Origin of the sequence: Flavimobilis soli, assembly GCF_002564025.1 — a bacterium.
GTDB classification, from domain to species: Bacteria; Actinomycetota; Actinomycetes; order Actinomycetales; family Cellulomonadaceae; genus Flavimobilis; species Flavimobilis soli.
In genome coordinates this window covers 1062921-1082777 of the sequence record NZ_PDJH01000001.1, presented here as the reverse complement: position 1 = coordinate 1082777, position 19857 = coordinate 1062921, and the positions used below count along the sequence as shown (strand labels likewise).

Genomic DNA, 19857 nt, shown 5'->3' with positions numbered 1-19857 from the left:
GGTGCACAACATCGCGGACTCCTGGATTTCTCAATCCTCCCTGATTGTGACAGCGGTGCCAGATCTGCACGGGTTCCCAGAAGTCCCAGGCGTCCAGATCGGGACTTAGGTCATCCGGTACCGTGAAGGCATGAGCAGCGCGGAATCCTGCGGAGAACACGCGACCCAGGGGCCCGCGGAGGACGGTGGTGAGACGTCGGTCACGACGGCCCCGGTGAGGGCCTCGGCGGCCGACCTGGTCCGGGCAGCGCTGCAGCCCCGCATGCTCGTCGTGCTCGTCGTCGTGCTCGCCGCGGCCCTCGGCTGCGGCGCTCTCGGTCGCTGGCAGCTCGATCGCGCGCAGGAGCGCGGTGCGCAGGCGGAGCAGCACCGCATCGACGAGCTCGCCGCCGCGGGGCCGGTGCCGATCGGTCAGGTCCTGGCGCCGCAGGTCTCGATGAGCGGCCAGCTCGTCGGCAAGACCGTGAGCGTGACGGGCACGTTCGAGGACGGCCAGCTCCTCGTCGAGGGCCGTGCGCACGCCGGGCGGACGGGCTACCTCGTGCTGTCGCCCCTGCGGGTGTCGGACGACGGCACGGGCGGGGCGACGTGGGCGGACCTCTCGGGCGCGCCCGTCATCCCGGTCGTGCGCGGCTGGGTCGCGTCCCCCGAGGACGCGGTCGACGCGGCGCCGGGCACCGTGACCGTCACGGGCTACCTGCAGACGTCCGAGTCGGTCGGGGAGGGCATGGTCGGCGAGGGGATCACCGACTCGATCAGCTCGGGCCACCTCGCGAACGTCTGGGGCGGCCCGGTCTACTCGGGCTACCTCGTCCAGGCGTCGAGCGACCCTGCGGACCCGGGAGCGGCGAGCCTCGCGCTCCTCGAGCGTCCGCGCCTCGAGGGTTCCGACGGCGGGCTCAACCTGCAGAACCTCTTCTACGCGATGCAGTGGTGGATCTTCGGCCTGTTCGCGGTCGGCCTGTGGCTGCAGGCCGTGCGCGACGAGGCCCGCGCAGAGCGTGACGACGACGCGTTCACCGGCTGGGACGACCTCCAGCCGCGCGACGGGCGGGCCTGACGCTCTGCAGCGCCAGGCCCGCCCGTGCTGGCGTCACGGACCCTGCGTGTCCGACTGCCAGGAGTGCCACAGCCTCGCGTAGTCACCCTCCGCGGCGACGAGCTCCGGGTGCGGACCGATCTCCGTGATGCGCCCACCGTCGACCACGGCGACGCGGTCGGCGTCGTGCGCGGTGTGCAGGCGGTGGGCGATCGCGACGACGGTGCGCCCCTCGAGCACCGCGTTGAGCGACCGCTCGAGGTCCCGCGCGGCGCGCGGGTCGAGGAGCGACGTCGCCTCGTCGAGGACGAGGGTGTGCGGGTCGAGCAGCACGAGACGCGCGAGCGCGACCTGCTGCGCCTGCGCGGGCGTGAGCGGGTGACCGCCCGAGCCGACCGCCGTTGCGAGGCCGTCGGGCAGCTCCTCGACCCAGGTGCGGGCGGCGACGGCGTCGAGCGCCGCGAGCAGGTCCTCCTCGGACGCGTCGGCGTCCGCGAGCCGCAGGTTGTGGGCGACCGTCCCGACGAACACGTGGTGCTCCTGCGTCACGAGCGCGACGTGCCCGCGCAGGTCCTCGAGCGGCAGCTCGACGAGCGGCACCTCGCCGACCGTGACCGACCCGCCCGTGGGCGGGTGGATGCCCGCGAGCATGCGGCCGAGCGTCGACTTGCCCGCCCCCGACGGTCCGACGACGGCGAGCCGCTCGCCCGGGGCGAGGTCGAGGTCGATCCCGTGCAGCACGTCGTGACCCTCGCGGTACGCGTACCGCACGCCGCGCGCCCGGACGTCCTCCGACGTCGGCTCCTCGCCCGACGCCTCGCGGTCGTCGTCGACGAGGTCGACGCCGAAGATCCGTGCGAGCGACGTCGCAGCGACCTGCATCTCGTCGAGCCAGAACACGAGCTCCCAGACGGGCCCGATCATCTGCCGCCCGTACAGGACGATCGCCGTGACCGCGCCGATCGTCGCCCACCCCTGCGACACGAGGAACGCACCCCACACGAGCGTGAGGACCGGCGCGAGCATGAACGCGGAGTCCATGCCGGGCATGAGCACCGTGCGCAGGTAGAGCGTGAACCGCTCGGCCGCGAAGGCCTCGCGCAGGTCGCCGCGCACGCGGGCGCGACGCGTCGCGCCCAGGTCGAGCGCGTCGACGGTGCGCGCGCCCTCGACCGTCTCGGTGATCGTGCCGTTGAGCCGCGCGTACGCGGCGGACTCGCGCTGGTAGCCGGGCGTCGCCCGCTTGAGGTACCACCGCACGACCGGCACGAGGAGCGGCACGGGCGCGAGCATGATGACGGCGACCTGCGGCGCGAGGACGAACGACGCAGCGAGCGTGAAGACGATCGTGACGACCGCGACGAGCACGCGCGGCACGCCGAAGCGCGCGGCGTACTGGATGCGGTCGACGTCGTTCGTCGTGCGCCCGACGAGGTCGCCCGTGCCGGCGCTCTCGACGGTCGACAGCGGCAGCCCGGTGACGGTGTCGACGAAGTCCTCGCGCAGCTCCGCGAAGAGCGTCTCGCCGTACACGCGGGCGTTGCGCTGCGCGAACCGCACGAGGACTGCCTGCGCGACGACGGCCCCGACGAGCACGAGGGCCGTCCGGTCGACGTGCTCGAGCGTCGTGCCACGGGTCAGGTCGTCGACGAGACGGCCGACGAGGAACGGGCCGACGAGCCCGGCGAGGGCCGCGAGGGTGTGCAGCACGGTGACGCCCGCGAGCGTGCGGGAGTGCTCGCGCAGGAGCGCGACCGTCCGCCGGCGCACGGTCGCGCTGTCGGCGACGGGGAGCGTCTTCGCGCTCATCGCGCGACCTCCGTCCTGCGCGCCCCCGCGCGCTCGTGGTCCTCGGTCGTGGCGTCGTCGTCGAGCGAGCGCCCCACGATCTCGCGGTAGCGCGCCCCCGCCTCCGTGGGCGCGTCGAGCAGGTCGTGGTGCGTGCCGCGGGCGCGCACGACGCCGTCGTGCAGCAGGAGCACCTCGTCGGCGTGCTCGAGGACGAGGGGGCTCGCGGTCACGACGAGCGTCGCGCGTCCGCGCCGTGCGGCCGCGAGCCGCTCGGCGATGCGCGCCTCGGTGTGCGCGTCGACCGCGCTCGTCGGCTCGACGAGCAGCAGCACCTCGGCGTCCGTGAGGAGCGCGCGGGCGAGCGAGACCCGCTGGCGCTGCCCGCCCGAGAGCGTGCGGCCCTTCTCGGCGAGCTCACCGTCGAGGCCGTCCGGCGTCGAGTCGAGGACGTCCTGCGCGTCGGCGACGTGCAGCGCGGCGAGGATCTCGTCGTCGGACGTCGTGCCCCGCACGTCGAGCTCGGTGCGCAGCGACCCGGAGAACAGGTGGGGCGTCGCCTCGCTCAGCACGACCCTGCGCCGCAGCGCGGCCTTGTCGAGGTCGCGCAGGAGCACGCCGCCGAGGCGCACGGGCGTGCCGGCCTCCGCGTCGTCGTCGAGCCGCGCCATGCGCGTCGCGACCGCCGCCGACTGGTCGGGGTCCGCGCACACGAGCGCGGTCAGGCGCCCGGGCGCGACCGTGACACCGCTCGTCTCGTCGACGAGCTCGGCGCCGGGCGCGGGCATCGCCGCGCGCACGGGCGTCGTGCCCGTCGCGGGCTCGGTCGACAGGACGCGGATGATCTTGCGCGACGCGATCACGGCGCGCGTGAGGAACTGGACCGACTCGGTGATGTTCTGCAGCGGCCACGTGAGGAACGCGGCGTACCCGTAGAACGTCACGAGCTCGCCCGGCGTGATCGTCCCGGCGACGGCCTGGCGGGCGCCGAGCCACAGCACGAGCGCGACCATGAGCCCCGGCAGGAGGACCTGGAGCGCGTCGAGCCACGACTGCGTCACGGCGACGTGCTCGCCCGCCTGGCGCACCTTCTGCGACTGCGCACGGTAGCGGTCGGCGAAGACCTTCTCTCCGCCGATGCCGCGCAGGATGCGCAGCCCCGAGACGGTGTCCGAGCCGAGCGTCGTCAGCCTGCCCTGCGTCTCGCGCTGCGCCGCCTGACGGGCCTGCAGCGGCTTGACGAGCAGCGCGAGCACGGCTGCGACCGCGGGCAGGCCGATCGCGACGACGAGCCCCAGGCTGAGCGACATCGGGACCATGACCGCGACGACGACGACGTACGCGGCGAGCGAGCCCACGAGGCGCGCGGCGGTCGCGTAGACCTCGCCGAGCCGCAGCGCGTCGTTCGCGACCGTCGTGACGACCTCGCCCGTCGGCAGCTCCTCGCCGATGTTGTGGCCCGTGACCGTCACGCGGTCGCCGATGAGCTCCGCGGACGCGAACGCCGCGCGCAGCCAGTTCACGACGTCGGCCCGGTGGCCGACCGCGGCCGTGACCACCTGCACGGCGGCGGCGGCCAGCAGGATCAGCACCCAGCGCGCGAGCTCGCCGTCGAGGCCGGAGTCGAGCCCCGAGTCGAGCGCCGCCCCCACGACGTACGGCATGACCGTCTGCGCCCCGAAGGTGAGCACGCCCATCAGGACGGCGAACGCGAGCACGCCCTTCTGCTGCCGTGCCTGCCACCACAGGAAGCGGGCAGGCGAACGGGTGTCGGGGGTTCCGAGCCGGGGGAGGGGAAGGGGACGCACCCCTCTAGCATGGGCGGTGGGCCTGACAACCACGAACATGTTTTCCGCGGGCCCGTCCCGAGTCTGGAGGAGCACGAGTGTCCCCGATCGACCTGTCCACGAGGATCGCCCGCGCCCGCGGGGCCGTCTCGCGCTACCGCGCGCTCGCGCTCGTGACGGGCACGTTCCTGCTCGTGCTGTGCGTCGAGCTCGTCCTCAAGTACGTGCTCAAGGCCCCCGACTCGTTCATGCGGTACGTGAGGTGGATCCCGTTCGCGCACGGCTGGATCTACGTCGTCTACCTCGTCACGGTCGTCGACCTGTGGACCAAGATGCGCTGGCGCTTCGGCCGCCTCGTGACGATGGTGCTCGCCGGTGTCGTGCCGGTCATGTCCTTCGTCGTCGAGAAGAAGGTCCACGCGGAGGCGACGGCGCTGCTCGACGGCGCGGAGCGCGCCGCGCAGGGCGGCGGCGCTGGTGCACCGAGCACGGGCGACGACGCGGCGACGGTGTGACGCAGACGCCCTGAGACACCGCGCCCGGCGACGAGCGCTCCCTCTATCCTTGTCGGGTGACCACCACCCCGAACCCTGACGGTCCCGTCCTCGTCGTCGACCTCGGCGCCCAGTACGCCCAGCTGATCGCGCGTCGCGTCCGCGAGGCCCGCGTCTACTCCGAGATCGTGCCGCACACGATGTCGGTCGACGCGATGCTCGCCAAGCGCCCCGCCGCGATCATCCTCTCGGGCGGCCCCGCGTCCGTGTACGCCGAAGGTGCGCCCTCGGTCGACCCGGCCCTGTTCGAGGCCGGCGTCCCGGTCCTCGGCATCTGCTACGGCTTCCAGGCGATGGCCCAGGCGCTCGGCGGCACCGTCGCGCAGACCGGCGCCCGCGAGTACGGCGGCACCGAGGTCAAGATCCGCAGCACCGGCTCGCTCCTCGGCGGCTCGCCCGACGCGCAGACGACGTGGATGAGCCACGGCGACGCGGTCCACGAGGCGCCCGAGGGCTTCGACGTCCTCGCGACGTCGGACGGCTCGCCCGTCGCCGCGTTCGAGGACACGAACCGCCGCCTGTTCGGCATGCAGTGGCACCCCGAGGTCAAGCACTCGCCGCTCGGCCAGGACGCGATCGAGAACTTCCTCTACGTCGGCGCGGGCCTCGAGCCGAGCTGGACCGCGGGCAACATCATCGAGGAGCAGGTCGCCGCGATCCGCGCGCAGGTCGGCTCCGACCGCGTCATCTGCGGCCTCTCCGGCGGTGTCGACTCGTCCGTCGCGGCCGCGCTCGTGCAGCGCGCCATCGGCGACCAGCTCACGTGCGTGTTCGTCGACCACGGTCTGCTGCGCACGGGCGAGGCCGAGCAGGTCGAGGAGGACTTCGTCGCGGCGACGGGCGTCCAGCTCAAGGTCGTCGACGCACGTCAGCGCTTCCTCGACGCGCTCGCGGGCGTGAGCGACCCGGAGACCAAGCGCAAGATCATCGGCCGCGAGTTCATCCGCGTCTTCGAGGACGCCGCGCGCGAGGTCGTCGCGGACGCGGGCGAGCACGGCGGCGAGGTCAAGTACCTCGTCCAGGGCACGCTCTACCCGGACGTCGTCGAGTCCGGCGGCGGCGAGGGCACCGCGAACATCAAGAGCCACCACAACGTGGGCGGCCTCCCTGACGACCTGCAGTTCTCGCTCATCGAGCCGCTGCGCGCCCTGTTCAAGGACGAGGTGCGTGCGGTCGGCCTCGAGCTGGGCGTCCCCGAGGGGATCGTCTGGCGCCAGCCGTTCCCGGGCCCCGGCCTGGGCATCCGCATCGTCGGCGAGGTCACGCAGGAGCGCCTCGACACCCTGCGCGCCGCTGACCTCATCGCGCGCGAGGAGCTCACGAAGGCCGGCCTCGACCGCGAGATCTGGCAGTGCCCTGTCGTGCTCCTCGCCGACGTCCGCTCGGTCGGCGTCCAGGGCGACGGCCGCACGTACGGGCACCCGATCGTGCTGCGCCCCGTCTCGTCCGAGGACGCGATGACCGCCGACTGGACGCGCCTGCCCTACGAGGTGCTCGCGACCATCTCGACGCGCATCACGAACGAGGTCAAGGACGTCAACCGCGTCGTGCTCGACGTGACCAGCAAGCCGCCGGGCACCATCGAGTGGGAGTGACCACGATCTGACGTCGTGGCACGACGAAGGGCCCGTTCCCCGTGGGGAGCGGGCCCTTCGTCCTGCCTGCGACGCGCCGGTCCAGGACCTAGGTCATGACGGGGCGCCGAATGCTGCAAGACTCGTCCCGAACAGGCGTGAAAATTGAGCCCTAGGTCCCCCTGACGGGCCCGCGGGCCGTTCTAGTTTTGAGCCATCGGAAAACAGTCCGGCCCTCGGAAAAGGGGGACGGCCCACGAGGGGATAGACACCATGACTGCAGCAGTCGCCAAGTCCACCAAGCCGGTCGCGATCGTCGCGATCATCTCGTTCATCGCCGGCGCCGTCCTCATCATCGCCGGTGGCGCTGTCTGGGGCATGATCACCAGCCAGCTCAAGGCCGAGGAGATCACCATCTCCGCCGACGCCGACATGCTCGCCGGCAAGAAGGTCGGTGGCCCGTTCACCGCCTACGCCCAGGCCGAGGTCATCAACAAGCACGCGCTCAAGGGCTCGGACGGCCTCACGTACGCCCAGCTCGGCGCCAAGGTCTCCGAGGCCAAGGACGCGGCGAAGGCTGCTGACACGACCGCCTCCGAGGAGATCGCCGCTGCGGTCGACAAGATGGACATCGCCAAGCTCAACGAGCTCGCCGCCGCTCCTGAGGTCATCTCCAACACGGAGGCTGCTGCGGCCGCGCAGAACCAGCGCAACACGGTCATGAACGGCTCGTTCCTCCGCGCCTCGCTCTTCAGCTCGGTCATCGCCTACGGCGTCTCCGCCCTGGTCATCGGTCTCGGCGTGATGTTCCTGGTCATCGGCTTCGCCTTCCAGCGTCTCGCCGCCGCGCCGGCCGCCCCGGTCGCCGCTCGCACCGAGGTCTGACGCACACCGCACGAACCCTGACGAAGGGCCGCACCACGACGGTGCGGCCCTTCGTCGCGTCTACGGGCGGGCCGCCGGCCCCTCGGACCTGGGCGGCAGCCTCGCTAGCATCGGGAGATGCCCGCCCGCGTCCGCACCGCCGTCCACGGCTGGGCCCGTGGTCACGCCGCGCGTCTGCACCCCGTCGCGCTCGCGTTCGCCCTCGCATTCTTCGCGGCGTCGATGACGCCGTCGCTCCTCCCACGCGCCTGGTACCTGCAGGCCGTCGCGACGGGCCTGAGCTCCGTGATCGGCTACGGCGTCGGGTGCCTCGTCGTGTGGTTCGCGCACGGTCTCGGGGTGAGCCCGCGCTTCTCCGCCCGCACACGACGGCGCGGCTGGCGCGTGCTCGGCTGGACGGCCGCCGTCGTCGTGCCGGCGTCGCTCGTCCTGGGGACGTACTGGCAGAAGATCGTGCGCGACCTCGTCGGCCGGCAGAGCGCACCGTACGGCACGTACCTCGCGGTGCTGCCGGTCGCGCTCGTGCTCGCCGCCGTGATCCTCCTCGCCGCTCGCGGCATCCGCGCGCTCTCGCAGAGGGTGATCCTGCGCCTCGACACGTTCCTGCCCGCGCCGGTCGCGCGGCTCATCGGCGTCATGCTCGTCGTCGTCCTCGTCGTGGTCGCTGCCGACGCGACCGTCCAGCGAGGTTTCGTCGCGAGAGCCGAGCGCACCGCGCGCGTCGCCGACCGCGACACCCCGCGCGGCGTCGTCCCGCCTACGAGCCCGCTGCGCTCGGGCTCGCCCGAGTCCGCCGAGCCGTGGGGGACCTTGGGGAGCGAGGGGCGGCGTTTCGTCGCCGGCGGGAGCGACGCCGCTGCGATCGAGGCCGTCACGCAGCGCCCGGCGATCGACCCGATCCGGGTGTACGCCGGCCGTGACGCGGCCGGGCCGCAGGGGAGCGTGGACGACGTCGCGACGCACGTCGTCGCCGAGCTCGAGCGCACGGGCGCCTTCGAGCGCGGCACGATCGCGGTCGCGACGACGACGGGCACCGGCTGGGTCAACGAGCAGATCGCGTCCGCGCTCGAGCACGTCACGGGAGGCGACTGCGCGATCGCCGCGATGCAGTACTCCTACCTGCCGAGCCCTGTCGCGTTCGTCGTCGACCGGGATACGCCGCGCGAGGCGGCACGGGCTCTCCTCGCGGCGGTCAGGACCCGCCTCGACCAGGTGCCCGAGGACGAGCGGCCCAGGCTGCTCATCTTCGGCGAGAGCCTCGGGTCGTACGGCAGCCAGGCGCAGTTCCCCGACGCCGCGTCGCTCGTCGCGGCTGTCGACGGCGCGCTGCTGATCGGCACGCCCGGGTTCTCCGAGCCGTGGGCGACGATCACGGCGAACCGCGACGAGGGCTCGCCGCAGCGCCTGCCCGTGGTCGACGGCGGCGCGGCCATCCGGTTCGCGGCGTCGCCCGAGGACCTCGAGCTCGGTGGCGCGCCGTGGGGCGAGCGCCGGATCGTGTACTGGCAGCACGCGAGCGACCCGGTGACGTGGTGGTCGCCCGACCTGCTGCTGCGACGCCCGGACTGGCTCGTCGAACCGTCCGGGCCCGACGTCGACCCGGGCGTGCGGTGGTTCCCGTTCGTCACGTTCTGGCAGGTGTCGCTCGACATGGTGTTCTCGCTCGACGTCCCTGACGGGCACGGGCACGCCTACGGGCTGGACGCCGTCGACCTGTGGGCCGCGATCGTCCAGCCCGAGGGCTGGGACAGCCAGGCGACCGCGCGGGTGCGCGCGGCACTGGCCGGGTCCCGCTGAGCGTCCGGCGGACGCCTCAGCGCTTGCGTCGCGCTTGGGTCGCGACCGTCCCGACGAGCAGGGCGAGGCCTGCGCCGCCGAGCACGAAGATCCCGACGAGCTCGAGGTCGAGCGTCATCCCTGCGGCCGACGCGAGCACGACGACCGCAGCGACGACGAGGATCGCGCCCCACACGATCGTCGAGGTGCGTACCGCCGTCGAGACCGGGCGCAGCTCCGGGCGGACGGGCTCGGAGGGCGTCCAGGCGGCGCTCGGGGTGGTGCTCGCGTAGCCGCCCGACGGGTTGGTCCCGTAGCCGCCCGACGTGCTGGTCGCGTGGCCGCCCGAGGTGCTCGCGCCCGCACTGCCCGCGCCTGCGGTGCTTGTGCCCGTGCTGTCCGGGCCTGAGGTGGCGGCCCCGGCCGCATCCGCTCCTGCGTTCGCGAAGTGCGCGGTGCTGTCCTCGCCGGTGGCAGCCGTCTCGGCGGCCTCCGCGGCGCTCTCGGCCTCGGGACGCGGCTCCGCGGTGGAGAGCGGCTCGGCCGTGGAGAGCGGCTCGGTCACGGCGATCTGCTCGGTTGCCGGGACCTGCTCCGGGCTGTCCGCATCCTCCCGGAGCTTTGCCGCGTCGGCCGCCGGCAGCGGCTTCGTCGGGTAGCTGCCGGCCGTGGCGGGCAGCGGCTGGGTCGTGTCGTCGTTGCTCATGATTCCTCGATCCTGATCTCTCCGGCGAGGCCGGACACGGACAGGTCCAGCGTGGGGATGGCACCTTCGTCGACGGCGTCTGAGGTGAAGCGGCGCTCGGCCGTGCTCACGCCGTCGGACTTGTGCAGGTCGTCGCCCGAGACGACCCGGACAGAGCCCGCGTTCAGGCGGACGTCCGCGGTCCACGCGGAGCCCTCGGGGACGAGGATCGTCAGGTCGCCCGCGGCGAACGTCGCGGGGACCGTCACGGTCTGGCCCGGTGCGAGCGGCAGCTCGCTCAGGTCGACGACCCAGTTGCCGAAGCCGAGCGCGTAGCCCTTCTCGGCGGTGGCGACCGACGTCGGGGCGAAGTTCTCGTCGCCGACGACGACGCCCTGCGCCTTGCTGATGTCGAGGTCGAGCGAGTGCCACAGGGCCGTGGGGCCCGCTGCGAGGAGCGCGAGGATCGCGATCCCGCCGACGGCACCGGTCGAGCGTCCGCGGATGCCCGACACCATGGTCGCGATACCGCTCAGCCCGATGAGCACGCCGAGCGACGTGAGCAGCACGGGGCCCGTGAAGTCCCCGGTCCGCGACAGCGCGAGGAGCACGGCCGCGACGATCGCGGAGACACCGACGACGAGGCTCACCGTGACGGGTCCGGCACCCTTGACGACCGGCCCGCGCGGAGCGGGCTTCGGCGCGGGCGTGGTGCCGCCGAGGTTCGTGTCGACGAAGCCGTTCAGCTCGTCCCACTGCGACTGCGCCTTCGGCTGCGCGGTCGGGGCGGCCCCGGCCCACGTGCCCGCGGGCGGGGTCGTCGCGTACGGCGCCTGCGGCGCCGTGTACGGGGCCGGACCGCTCGGGGAGGAGGCCGCCGCCGAGGGCTGGGCCGGCGGCGTCGGGCCTGCGAACGGTGCGCCGCCGGGAGGAGGCACGGAGCCCGGCCCCGGCTTGGGGCCGTTCTGGCGCCCGCTGAACGCCGTAATCGTTACGACGACGACGATGCCGACGAGCACGAACCACGCGAGACCCGCGACCGGCGCGCCCCACGGCGTGAACCAGCTCCACGGGTTGTCCCACGACAGCCCCATGACGACCGCGAGGAAACCGCCGAGGACGGCGATGTCGAAGTTGCCGCGGAACAGCTCCTGCAGGTGCGACCGGCCGTCCGACTCCTCGGGCAGGAGGAGCCACGCCGCGCCGTACGCGACGAGGCCGACGCCCGCGAGGAGGAGGGAGACGACGGCGATGCCTCGCACGAGCGCGACGTCGATGTTCCAACGCCGTGCGATGCCTCCGCAGACACCCGCGACCCAGCGCTCGTCCGTGCGGACGATGCCGAAGCGGCGGATCGAGTCGAAGAACCCGTCCATCGACGCGGTGGCCTGGGGGCGGGGTGTGCCCGGGGGCGGGACGGCGCCGGGGTACGGCGCCTGGCCCGCGTAGCCGTGCGGCTGCTGCTGGGGTCCCGGCTGCCAGGCCGGCCCCGCGCCGGAGGGGTCCGGCTGGCTGGGAGGTGTGCTGGTCGTGTCCATGGCTCCAGCCTGCAGCCCGAGGTGCGGACGCGACCATCGGGTGTCTCCCTGAACCGACCCTGACTTCTGGCCCCGACGACCCTGGTCCTTGGCTCTCAGGGTCCCGGACAGGGTGGCGCGGTGCGAGGATCTTCCCCATGGAAGCACCCCCGCGCCAGCCCGGTCCGGCGGCTCGCACCCGTGGCCTGCCCCTGCGTCGGCCGCGCCGCGGCCGCCTGGTCGGCGGCGTCGCGTCGGGTGTCGCGGCGCACCTCGCGCTCGACGTGCGCGTCGTGCGGCTCGCGTTCGTCGCGCTCACGCTCGTGGCCGGCACCGGCCCCGCCCTCTACCTCTTCCTGTGGCTGTTCGTCCCCGAGGGCGACCCGGCCGAGGCCGCGCGCTCCGCTCAGCCCGTGTCCGGGCAGCGGCTCAGCCGCACGCTCCAGGAGCGCGTCCAGGCCATCCCGGTCAAGGACATCGCCGTCGGCGCGCTGCTGCTGACGGGGGCGGTCCTGCTGATCGCCGAGCGCATCGGGTACCACGTCGACGTGAAGTGGGTCCTGCCGACGATGATCGTCGTCGCGGGTGCCGCGCTGGCGTGGGGGCAGCTCGACTCGGTCGAGCGCGGCCGCTGGCTCTCGCGCGCGGGGGGCCGCAGCCCGAACGGCCTGCTGCAGCTCGCCGGTGGCCTGCTGCTCGTGCTCGTCGGCGTGCTGCTGCTCGTGGGCGGGGGACGCCCGTGGTCCGTCGTCGTCGACGCCGCGGTCGCCGCGGTCGCGGTGATCGCGGGGCTCGCGCTCGTGCTCGCGCCCTGGTGGGTGCGGCTCGTGCGGCAGCTGCGCGAGGAGCAGGAGGCCCGGGCGCGCGAGTCCGAGCGTGCCGACATCGCGGCGCACCTGCACGACTCGGTCCTGCAGACGCTCGCGCTCATCCGCCGCTCGGCCGACAGGCCCGAGCACGTCGCGCGTCTTGCGCGCGCGCAGGAGCGTGAGCTGCGCGAGTGGCTCTATGCCGACAGGCCGCCCGAGGGCACGTCGATCGCGGCTGCGCTGCGCGCGCTCGTCGCCGAGGTCGAGGACGGACGCCGTGGCGACGACGAGGAAGCGGCGTCGGCGGCGGTGATCGACACCGTCGTCGTCGGCGACGGCGTGCCGACGGCGGCGACCACGGCGCTCCTGCAGGCGACGCGCGAGGCGCTCGTCAACGCCGTCTCGCACGGGAAGCCGCCCGTGTCGCTCTACCTCGAGGTCCGCGAGGACCGTGCCGAGGTGTTCGTGCGCGACCGTGGCGAGGGCTTCGACATCGACCAGGTCCCGGCGGACCGGTTCGGTGTGCGGGAGTCGATCTTCGGGCGCGTGCGGCGCCGTGGCGGCGAGGCGACGATCACCTGCCGCCCCGACCGCGGCACCGAGGTGCACCTGAGCGTGCCGATCCAGCGCGACGACCCGGTCGGTGCGCCCACGCCGTCCAGCCCGGAGTCCTGACCAGTCGCAACGCCCTCCTGCGCGGCCCGACGTCCCGGTACGGTTGACCCGGTGTGCCGACCGGCACGCCGGGAGCGGTACGGGAAGAGCAGGCGATGAGCGAGCAGGGGTCGGCGGCGCAGGTGCGGGACCAGGAGGGCCTCCCGGTCGACGTCGTCCTGGTGGACGACCACCTGATGTTCCGGGCCGGCGTACGGGCGAGCCTTGACGAGCGCGTGCGCGTCGTCGGCGAGGCGTCGGACGTCGACGAGGCCGTCGAGCTCGTGTCGCGGCTGCGTCCTGCGGTCGTGCTGCTCGACGTGCACCTGCCCGGCGGGCAGGGCGGCGGGGGAGCGGAGGTGCTCGCGCGCTGCGAGGAGGTCCGCTCGGTGACGCGCTTCCTCGCGCTGTCGGTCTCCGACGCCGCGCAGGACGTCGTCGCGGTCATCCGCGCGGGCGCTCGCGGCTACGTGACCAAGGCGATCTCGGGACCGGAGCTGTCGGACGCCGTCGTGCGGGTCGCGTCGGGCGACGCGGTGTTCTCGCCGCGGCTCGCGGGCTTCGTGCTCGACTCCTTCGGCACGGCCGCGGCGGACGTCGCGGTGCACGACGACGAGCTCGACCGGCTCTCGGCGCGCGAGCAGGAGGTCATGCGGCTCATCGCGCGCGGCTACTCCTACAAGGAGGTCGCGAGCGAGCTGTTCATCTCGATCAAGACGGTCGAGACGCACGTGTCGGCGGTGCTGCGCAAGCTGCAGCTGTCGTCGAGGCACGAGCTGACGCGGTGGGCCGCGGCGCGCAAGCTCCTGTGACGATCGGGCTCCTGTGACCAAGGTCATCGGATCTTCCTGACGCGGCGTCGGTTCCTCTCCTAGGATGAGCGCATGGACATCGTCTACAAGGTCATGCTCGTGCTCCACCTCCTCTCGTGGGCCTTCATCCTGGGCTCGCTCGTCGCGAACCTGAAGGACGCGAAGATCGCCAAGGGGGCGTTCCACGCCGCGCTCACCGCGCTCGTGACCGGCGTCGTCATGGTCGGTCTCAAGGAGATGGGCGACGGCTCCGTCAACCACATGAAGATCGGCATCAAGCTGCTCGTCACGATCGTCATCACGGTCCTGACCGTGCTCGGGGAGAAGAAGCCCGAGCGCGTCACGAAGGGCTACATCGGCGGCATCCTCGCCCTCGTCGTCCTCAACGTCTCGCTCGCGATCGGCTGGGGCGACACCCACACGGCCTGACGCCTACGACACGCACGAGACCCGGGGCACCATGACGGTGCCCCGGGTCTCGTGCGTCCGGGGGGCGCCTCCTTCAGCCGGACCTGCGCGTACGTCGACCCGGCGCGGGCGGGGCCGCTCGCCCGCCCCTAGGGTGGTCCCGTGGACGCATGGGGAGAGGTGCTCGTCGGTCTCGTCATCCTGGTCGGCCTGTTCGGGGTCGTCGTCCAGGTCCTGCCCGGGTCCCTCATCGTCCTCGCAGCGGTCCTCGTCTGGGCGATCCTCACGGGCGGCTGGGCCGCGTGGACCGTCTTCGTGGTCGGCGTCGTTGCCGTCGCGCTCGCTGCGGTCGGCAAGTACGTCCTCGCCGGGAAGCACCTGCGCAAGGCCGACGTGCGCGGGTCGACGCTCGTGTGGGGCGCCGTCGTCGGCGTCGTCGGGTTCTTCGTGATCCCCGTCGTCGGGCTCCTGGTCGGGTTCCCGCTCGGGGTGTTCCTCGCCGAGCTCGCCCGGCGCAAGGACTCCCGCGCGGCGTGGGCCGCGACGCGCGTCGCGCTGCGCGCTACCGGCATCACGATCCTCGTCGAGCTCGCAGGCGCTCTCGTCGCCGCGGGCGCGTGGGTCGTCGGCCTGCTGCTCACCTGAGAGGCGGCGCGGACCAGCGGTTGCAGGTCAGAGTGCTCCGATAGAGGCTGAACCCCGACCCTGCCCGCGAACGAGCCCTCAGGGGGACTCTTTCTCGTGAGACGCACATGGCCCGTGGCCGCGACCGTCCTCGTCACCCTCGCCCTCGGCGCGACCCCCGCAGCCGGTGAGGGCGCCCCCGCGGCGTCCGACCTCCCGGTCGCCGGGACGTTCACCTACCCCCACTTCGGCAAGGCCTCGGGGACGCGCGTGGTCGGTGCCGTGCACGCCGTCCGGCGCGTTCCGGGTGCGACCGCCGTGTACTACTCCGTGGGGACGGCGCCCGGCTCGGGCGCGCCACTGAGCTCGACCACCGCGTTCGAGCCCCGGTCGACGCCGTACAAGATCGGGCAGGCCGCCGCCGTCACCGTGACCGACCCCGTGGAGCTCACGGCCTATCGCCCGCTGACCGTCGAGGGCTCGGGCGGGCTCGTGAGCGACGCGACGCGCGCCACGGCCGAGCCGGGCCGTCTGCTCGTCGTGTACGCCCTCCTTCCTGAGCTTCCCGCCACGACGACGACGGTCGACGTCCAGCTCGAGTGGGGCGTGAGCGTCACGAACGTGCCCGTCGGGGACGGGCCTCTCGAGCCCGCGGTCGACGCCGACCACGTGGCACTCGGGGAGGGGTGGCCGGCGCTGCCCGCGGCCGACCTCGTGGCTGCCGCCGACCCGGCTGCCTCGACCTTCGCGCTCAGGTCGCGGGTCGCGGACGTCGAGGAGGCGACGACGACCGAGGAGACGACCGAGGAGGTCTCCGTCTCGCTCGCAGCGGACTTCTTCTTCGCCTCCGGCGAGTGGGAGCTCTCCGCGAAGGGCAGGTCGAAGGTCGAGGCGCTCGCCGCGAAGATCGTCGAGCGGGGTGCGACCGCGGTCACGGTCACGGGCCACACGGACTCGGAGCCGGACGAGCGGATCGGTAACGACGAGCTGTCGAAGCGGCGCGCGCAGACGGTCGCGGACCTCATCACGGGGGCCGCGCCGGGCGTGCAGGTCTCCGTCGAGGGCCGCGGCCAGGCCGAGCCGGTCGCCCCGAACGGGACCGCCGAGGGCAGGGCGAAGAACAGGCGCGTGACGGTGGACTACGAGGTGACCCGATGACGACGACGGCACACCACGTCCGCGCGGCTGCTCTCGCGGTCGCTGCAGTCCTGCTCCTCGCGGGGTGCACGTCCGACGAGACGACGCCGGCACCACCGACCGGGGCAGGCGGCACGCCCGTCCCGAGCGCGACGCCCGAGCCGCCGTCGGCGGCCGAGGTGGAGGCAGCGGTCGGGGCGCAGGCGGGCGCGGAGCCGACGGTCGTCGTCGACGGCGAGATCCCGACGACAGGGACCGGTACGTTCGCCGCCCAGGCCGGGGTCGTCGCGGTCGAGGCCGGCCCCGCGAGCACGCGGCTCGTCGTCGCCCTGCGGACGGCGTCGGGCGACGAGGAGACGGTGCCGCTCGAGGCCTTCAACGAGTGGAGCCCGCTCACGATGGACGTCCGCGACCTGTCGGTCACGGACCCGGTGTCGCAGACCGTGCTCCTGCCGTACCTCGGGGCCTCCGAGACGTCCGGCTCCGACGGCACCTTCTGCCTGTGCTCGCACGCCCCGAAGACGCTCGACGGCAGCTGGTTCACGGTCTATGCGACGCTGCCGCCGCTCGACCCGACGACCACGACCGTGTCCGTCGACGTCCCGGGATTCCCCACGGTGACCGACGCCGCCGTCACCCGTTCCTGACCCGCGGGTCAGGCAGCGCGCGAGGAACGCTCCCGCAGCCACGCGACGAGCGCTGCGGTGACGGCTGCGACCACGACGACGAAGCCGAGCCCGCTCGCGAGGTCGCCGCCGACGTCGTACCCGCGCTCCTTCGCCTCCACGGTCGTGCTCCACACGATGCCCGCCGTGACGATCGCGGACGGCACCGCGCCGAGGACGGTCGCCGGGAGCAGTCGGCGACGGGTCGCCCGGGGGAGGGCGAGCACGGTCACGGTCGCCGAGACGAGCGGCGCAGCGACACCCAGCGCGAGCAGCGCCCCGTTGAGCCTCGTGAGGTCGTCCCCGACGACCGCGGCGACGACCGCGACGCCGACGAAGTACATCGGCACCCACGTGAGGGCGCCAGCGACGAGCGCGAGGACGGTGCGGATGCTGCTCGGTCGTTCCGGCGTCGTGGCCTGCATCGACTCTTCTCCAGTTCGGGACGGGGCCGACGGCGGTCGGCGTCGACATTATGTGCCGCCCGGGCGGGGGAGCGCGCGGCGGGACGGCCTCCGCGCTGTCAGCGGCTCGACGTACCCTTGTCGGGCTATGACATCTCTCTTCGACTCCTTGTCCCTGCCCGGATTCGGCCAGCTCGGCGAGGCACGCCTGCCGACGGTCGCGCCGCGCACCTTCGAGGACGCGGAGCCGCAGGAGGCGCCGGGCGCCGACGCCGAGGCGCTCCTCGAGGGGCTCAACCCGCAGCAGCGCGCGGCGGTCGAGCACAGCGGCTCGCCGCTGCTCATCGTCGCGGGCGCCGGCTCGGGCAAGACGCGGGTGCTCACGCACCGCATCGCCTACCTCCTCGCGACCGGCCGGGCGTACCCGAGCCAGATCCTCGCGATCACGTTCACGAACAAGGCCGCTGCCGAGATGCGCGAGCGCGTGGAGGCGCTCGTCGGCCCGCAGGCGCAGCGCATGTGGGTCTCGACGTTCCACTCGGCGTGCGTGCGCATCCTGCGCCGCGAGCATGAGCACGCAGGCCTGCGGTCGAGCTTCTCGATCTACGACGCCGCGGATTCGCAGCGGCTCATGACGCTCGTCGCGCGCGAGCTCGACCTCGACCCGAAGAAGTTCCCGCCGCGCGCGCTGCTCAACAAGGTCTCGGATCTCAAGAACGAGCTCGTCGACCCGGAGGACTACGCGAAGAAGGTCGGCGGTACCGAGGACGCGCAGGGCGGCGCGAGCCTCGACTCGGTGCTGTCGAGCGCGTACACGCGCTACCAGACGCGGCTGCGCGCGGCGCACGCCCTCGACTTCGACGACATCATCATGACGACCGTGCACCTGCTGCAGGCGTTCCCCGCCGTCGCGGAGCACTACCGCCGCCGGTTCCGGCACATCCTCGTCGACGAGTACCAGGACACGAACCACGCCCAGTACATGCTCGTCCGCGAGCTCACGGGCACGGGACCGACGGCGGAGGCGCCGCACGCGCTGCCGCCGGGCGAGCTGACCGTCGTCGGCGACTCGGACCAGTCGATCTACGCCTTCCGCGGCGCGACGATCCGCAACATCCTCGAGTTCGAGGCGGACTATCCGGACGCGCGCACGATCCTCCTCGAGCAGAACTACCGCTCGACGCAGACGATCCTGTCGGCGGCGAACGCCGTGATCGCCCGCAACGAGGACCGCCGCCCGAAGAAGCTCTGGACGGACTCGGGCGACGGCGCCAAGATCGTCGGCTGGACCGCGGACAACGAGCACGACGAGGCGCGCTTCGTCGCGGAGGAGATCGACCGTCTCCACGACTCGGACAGCGTCCGTCCGGGCGACGTCGCGATCTTCTACCGGACGAACGCGCAGTCTCGCGCGCTCGAGGAGGTGCTCATCCGTGTCGGCCTGCCGTACAAGGTGGTCGGCGGAACGCGCTTCTACGAGCGCCGCGAGATCAAGGACGCGGTCGCGTACCTGCGTGCGATCGCCAACCCGGACGACGACGTCAACGTGCGTCGCATCCTCAACGTCCCCAAGCGTGGGCTCGGTGACCGTGCGGAGGCCGCGGTCGCGGGCTTCGCTGCGCGCGAGCGCGTGTCCTTCGGCGCAGCACTCGAGCGCGCGGACGAGATCCCTGGTCTGACGAACCGCACGCTCAACCCGCTGCGCGCGTTCGCGGAGCTCATGGCCGAGCTGCGCGCGCTCGCGGACTCCGGCGCCAAGCCGGCTGACGTGCTCGCGGCCGCCCTCGACCGTACGGGCTACCTCGCCGAGCTGCGCGGCAGCGAGGACCCGCAGGACGCGACGCGTGTCGAGAACCTCGCCGAGCTGCACGCCGTCGCGACGGAGTTCTCGCAGCTCGACCCCGAGGGCGACCTCGCCGACTTCCTCGAGCGTGTCTCGCTCGTCGCCGACTCGGACCAGATCCCGTCGGCCGACGACGCCGCAGGGGACAGCGACGGCAAGCCCGTCGTCGAGCAGGGCATGGTCACCCTCATGACCCTGCACACGGCGAAGGGCCTCGAGTTCCCGGTCGTGTTCCTCACCGGGCTCGAGGACGGCACCTTCCCGCACATGCGCTCGCTGCACGACGAGAGCGAGCTCTCGGAGGAGCGACGCCTCGCGTACGTCGGCATCACCCGCGCCCGCGAGCGGCTCTACCTGACGCGGTCGGCCGTACGCTCGGCGTGGGGGCAGGCGAACGAGTTCCCGGCGAGCCGGTTCCTCGACGAGATCCCCGAGAACCTCATGGACTGGCGCCGCCGCGAGTCGAGCATGTCGACGCTCCGCGGTGGTTACGGCGGGCGCTCGCTCTACGGCGGCTCCTCGGGCGGCTCGGGCTCGTACGGCTCGGGCGGTCACGGCTCCGGCGGCTACGGCTCGGGCGGGTACGGGCCCGCCGGCGGCAGCGGTGCGAGGTCGGGCCCGGTCCGCACCCGACGCCAGGACCCGCCGTCGCCGTCGTTCGGTTCCGCGAAGCCCGAGGGAGAGGTCCCGGACCTCGCGATCGGGGACCGGGTCACCCACGACTCGTACGGGCTCGGCACGGTCGTGCTCGTCGAGGGTGCGGGCCGTAACGCGGTCGCCAAGGTCGACTTCGGGGTCGACGGCGTCAAGCGGCTACTGCTGCGCTACTCGCCCGTCACGAAGCTCTAGCAAGACGACCGGGCGCACGGATCGCCCAGATGCACACCCGCCCGGTG

17 protein-coding genes are annotated in these 19857 nt (G+C 73.1%); 12 read left to right on the top strand and 5 right to left on the bottom strand.

Annotation, left to right across the window (positions count from 1 at the left end; genetic code table 11):
* Positions 1-130: 130 nt before the first annotated feature.
* Positions 131-1060: an SURF1 family protein gene (locus tag ATL41_RS04915; protein ID WP_098457475.1), complete on the top strand. Its 930-nt coding sequence runs from the start codon at positions 131-133 to the stop codon at positions 1058-1060.
* A gap of 33 nt (positions 1061-1093) precedes the next feature.
* Here the strand turns inward: ATL41_RS04915 and ATL41_RS04910 are convergent, their stop codons facing one another.
* Both ATL41_RS04910 and ATL41_RS04905 read right to left on the bottom strand, forming a co-directional pair.
* Positions 1094-2848, bottom strand: a complete 1755-nt coding sequence (locus ATL41_RS04910) for an ABC transporter ATP-binding protein (RefSeq protein ID WP_098457474.1) — start codon at positions 2846-2848, stop codon at positions 1094-1096.
* Positions 2845-4635 (bottom strand): ABC transporter ATP-binding protein, encoded by a 1791-nt coding sequence (locus ATL41_RS04905; protein ID WP_245854633.1) that lies wholly within the window; start codon positions 4633-4635, stop codon positions 2845-2847. The genes ATL41_RS04910 and ATL41_RS04905 overlap by 4 nt, the downstream gene beginning before the upstream one ends.
* A gap of 77 nt (positions 4636-4712) precedes the next feature.
* On the opposite strand from ATL41_RS04905, the gene ATL41_RS04900 reads away from it, so the two are divergent.
* The 4 genes from ATL41_RS04900 to ATL41_RS04885 all read left to right on the top strand — a co-directional run bounded on the left by ATL41_RS04900 (position 4713) and on the right by ATL41_RS04885 (position 9424).
* Complete coding sequence (locus ATL41_RS04900; RefSeq protein ID WP_098457472.1) at positions 4713-5129, top strand: DUF3817 domain-containing protein; 417 nt, start codon at positions 4713-4715, stop codon at positions 5127-5129.
* A 56-nt stretch (positions 5130-5185) separates the two neighbouring features.
* Positions 5186-6763 (top strand): glutamine-hydrolyzing GMP synthase, encoded by a 1578-nt coding sequence (guaA, locus tag ATL41_RS04895; RefSeq protein ID WP_098457471.1) that lies wholly within the window; start codon positions 5186-5188, stop codon positions 6761-6763.
* Between the two features lie 252 nt (positions 6764-7015).
* Complete coding sequence (locus ATL41_RS04890) at positions 7016-7627, top strand: aromatic ring-opening dioxygenase LigA (protein ID WP_098457470.1); 612 nt, start codon at positions 7016-7018, stop codon at positions 7625-7627.
* Positions 7628-7744: 117 nt separating this feature from the next.
* A complete protein-coding gene (locus tag ATL41_RS04885; protein WP_181010230.1) occupies positions 7745-9424 on the top strand; it encodes an alpha/beta hydrolase in 1680 nt (559 codons plus the stop codon).
* A gap of 16 nt (positions 9425-9440) precedes the next feature.
* Here the strand turns inward: ATL41_RS04885 and ATL41_RS04880 are convergent, their stop codons facing one another.
* Together ATL41_RS04880 and ATL41_RS04875 are read right to left on the bottom strand one after the other, a co-directional pair.
* Positions 9441-10109 (bottom strand): hypothetical protein, encoded by a 669-nt coding sequence (locus tag ATL41_RS04880; protein ID WP_098457469.1) that lies wholly within the window; start codon positions 10107-10109, stop codon positions 9441-9443.
* Positions 10106-11626 (bottom strand): PspC domain-containing protein, encoded by a 1521-nt coding sequence (locus tag ATL41_RS04875; protein WP_098457468.1) that lies wholly within the window; start codon positions 11624-11626, stop codon positions 10106-10108. Before ATL41_RS04875 ends, ATL41_RS04880 begins: the two co-directional genes overlap by 4 nt.
* 137 nt (positions 11627-11763) lie before the next feature.
* Here ATL41_RS04875 and ATL41_RS04870 point away from each other — a divergent pair, with 137 nt between their 5' ends.
* From ATL41_RS04870 to ATL41_RS04845, 6 genes are all read left to right on the top strand, one after another.
* A complete protein-coding gene (locus tag ATL41_RS04870) occupies positions 11764-13089 on the top strand; it encodes an ATP-binding protein (protein WP_098457467.1) in 1326 nt (441 codons plus the stop codon).
* A gap of 95 nt (positions 13090-13184) precedes the next feature.
* Entirely contained in the window at positions 13185-13880 is a 696-nt protein-coding gene (locus ATL41_RS04865; protein ID WP_098457466.1) for a LuxR C-terminal-related transcriptional regulator, read from the top strand.
* 72 nt (positions 13881-13952) lie between these two features.
* Positions 13953-14309, top strand: a complete 357-nt coding sequence (locus ATL41_RS04860) for a hypothetical protein (RefSeq protein ID WP_098457465.1) — start codon at positions 13953-13955, stop codon at positions 14307-14309.
* Positions 14310-14450: 141 nt separating this feature from the next.
* Positions 14451-14933, top strand: coding sequence for a DUF456 domain-containing protein (locus ATL41_RS04855; RefSeq protein ID WP_098457464.1), 483 nt, complete (start codon positions 14451-14453; stop codon positions 14931-14933).
* Positions 14934-15047: 114 nt separating this feature from the next.
* Positions 15048-16070: an OmpA family protein gene (locus ATL41_RS04850; RefSeq protein WP_098457463.1), complete on the top strand. Its 1023-nt coding sequence runs from the start codon at positions 15048-15050 to the stop codon at positions 16068-16070.
* Positions 16067-16696: a hypothetical protein gene (locus ATL41_RS04845; protein WP_098457462.1), complete on the top strand. Its 630-nt coding sequence runs from the start codon at positions 16067-16069 to the stop codon at positions 16694-16696. The genes ATL41_RS04850 and ATL41_RS04845 overlap by 4 nt, the downstream gene beginning before the upstream one ends.
* Before the next feature lie 8 nt (positions 16697-16704).
* On the opposite strand, the gene ATL41_RS04840 is transcribed toward ATL41_RS04845, so the two are convergent.
* A complete protein-coding gene (locus ATL41_RS04840) occupies positions 16705-17139 on the bottom strand; it encodes a hypothetical protein (protein ID WP_098457461.1) in 435 nt (144 codons plus the stop codon).
* 127 nt (positions 17140-17266) lie between these two features.
* Between ATL41_RS04840 and pcrA the strand changes: the two genes are divergently transcribed.
* Positions 17267-19810, top strand: coding sequence for a DNA helicase PcrA (gene pcrA, locus ATL41_RS04835; RefSeq protein WP_098457460.1), 2544 nt, complete (start codon positions 17267-17269; stop codon positions 19808-19810).
* Positions 19811-19857 lie beyond the last annotated feature (47 nt).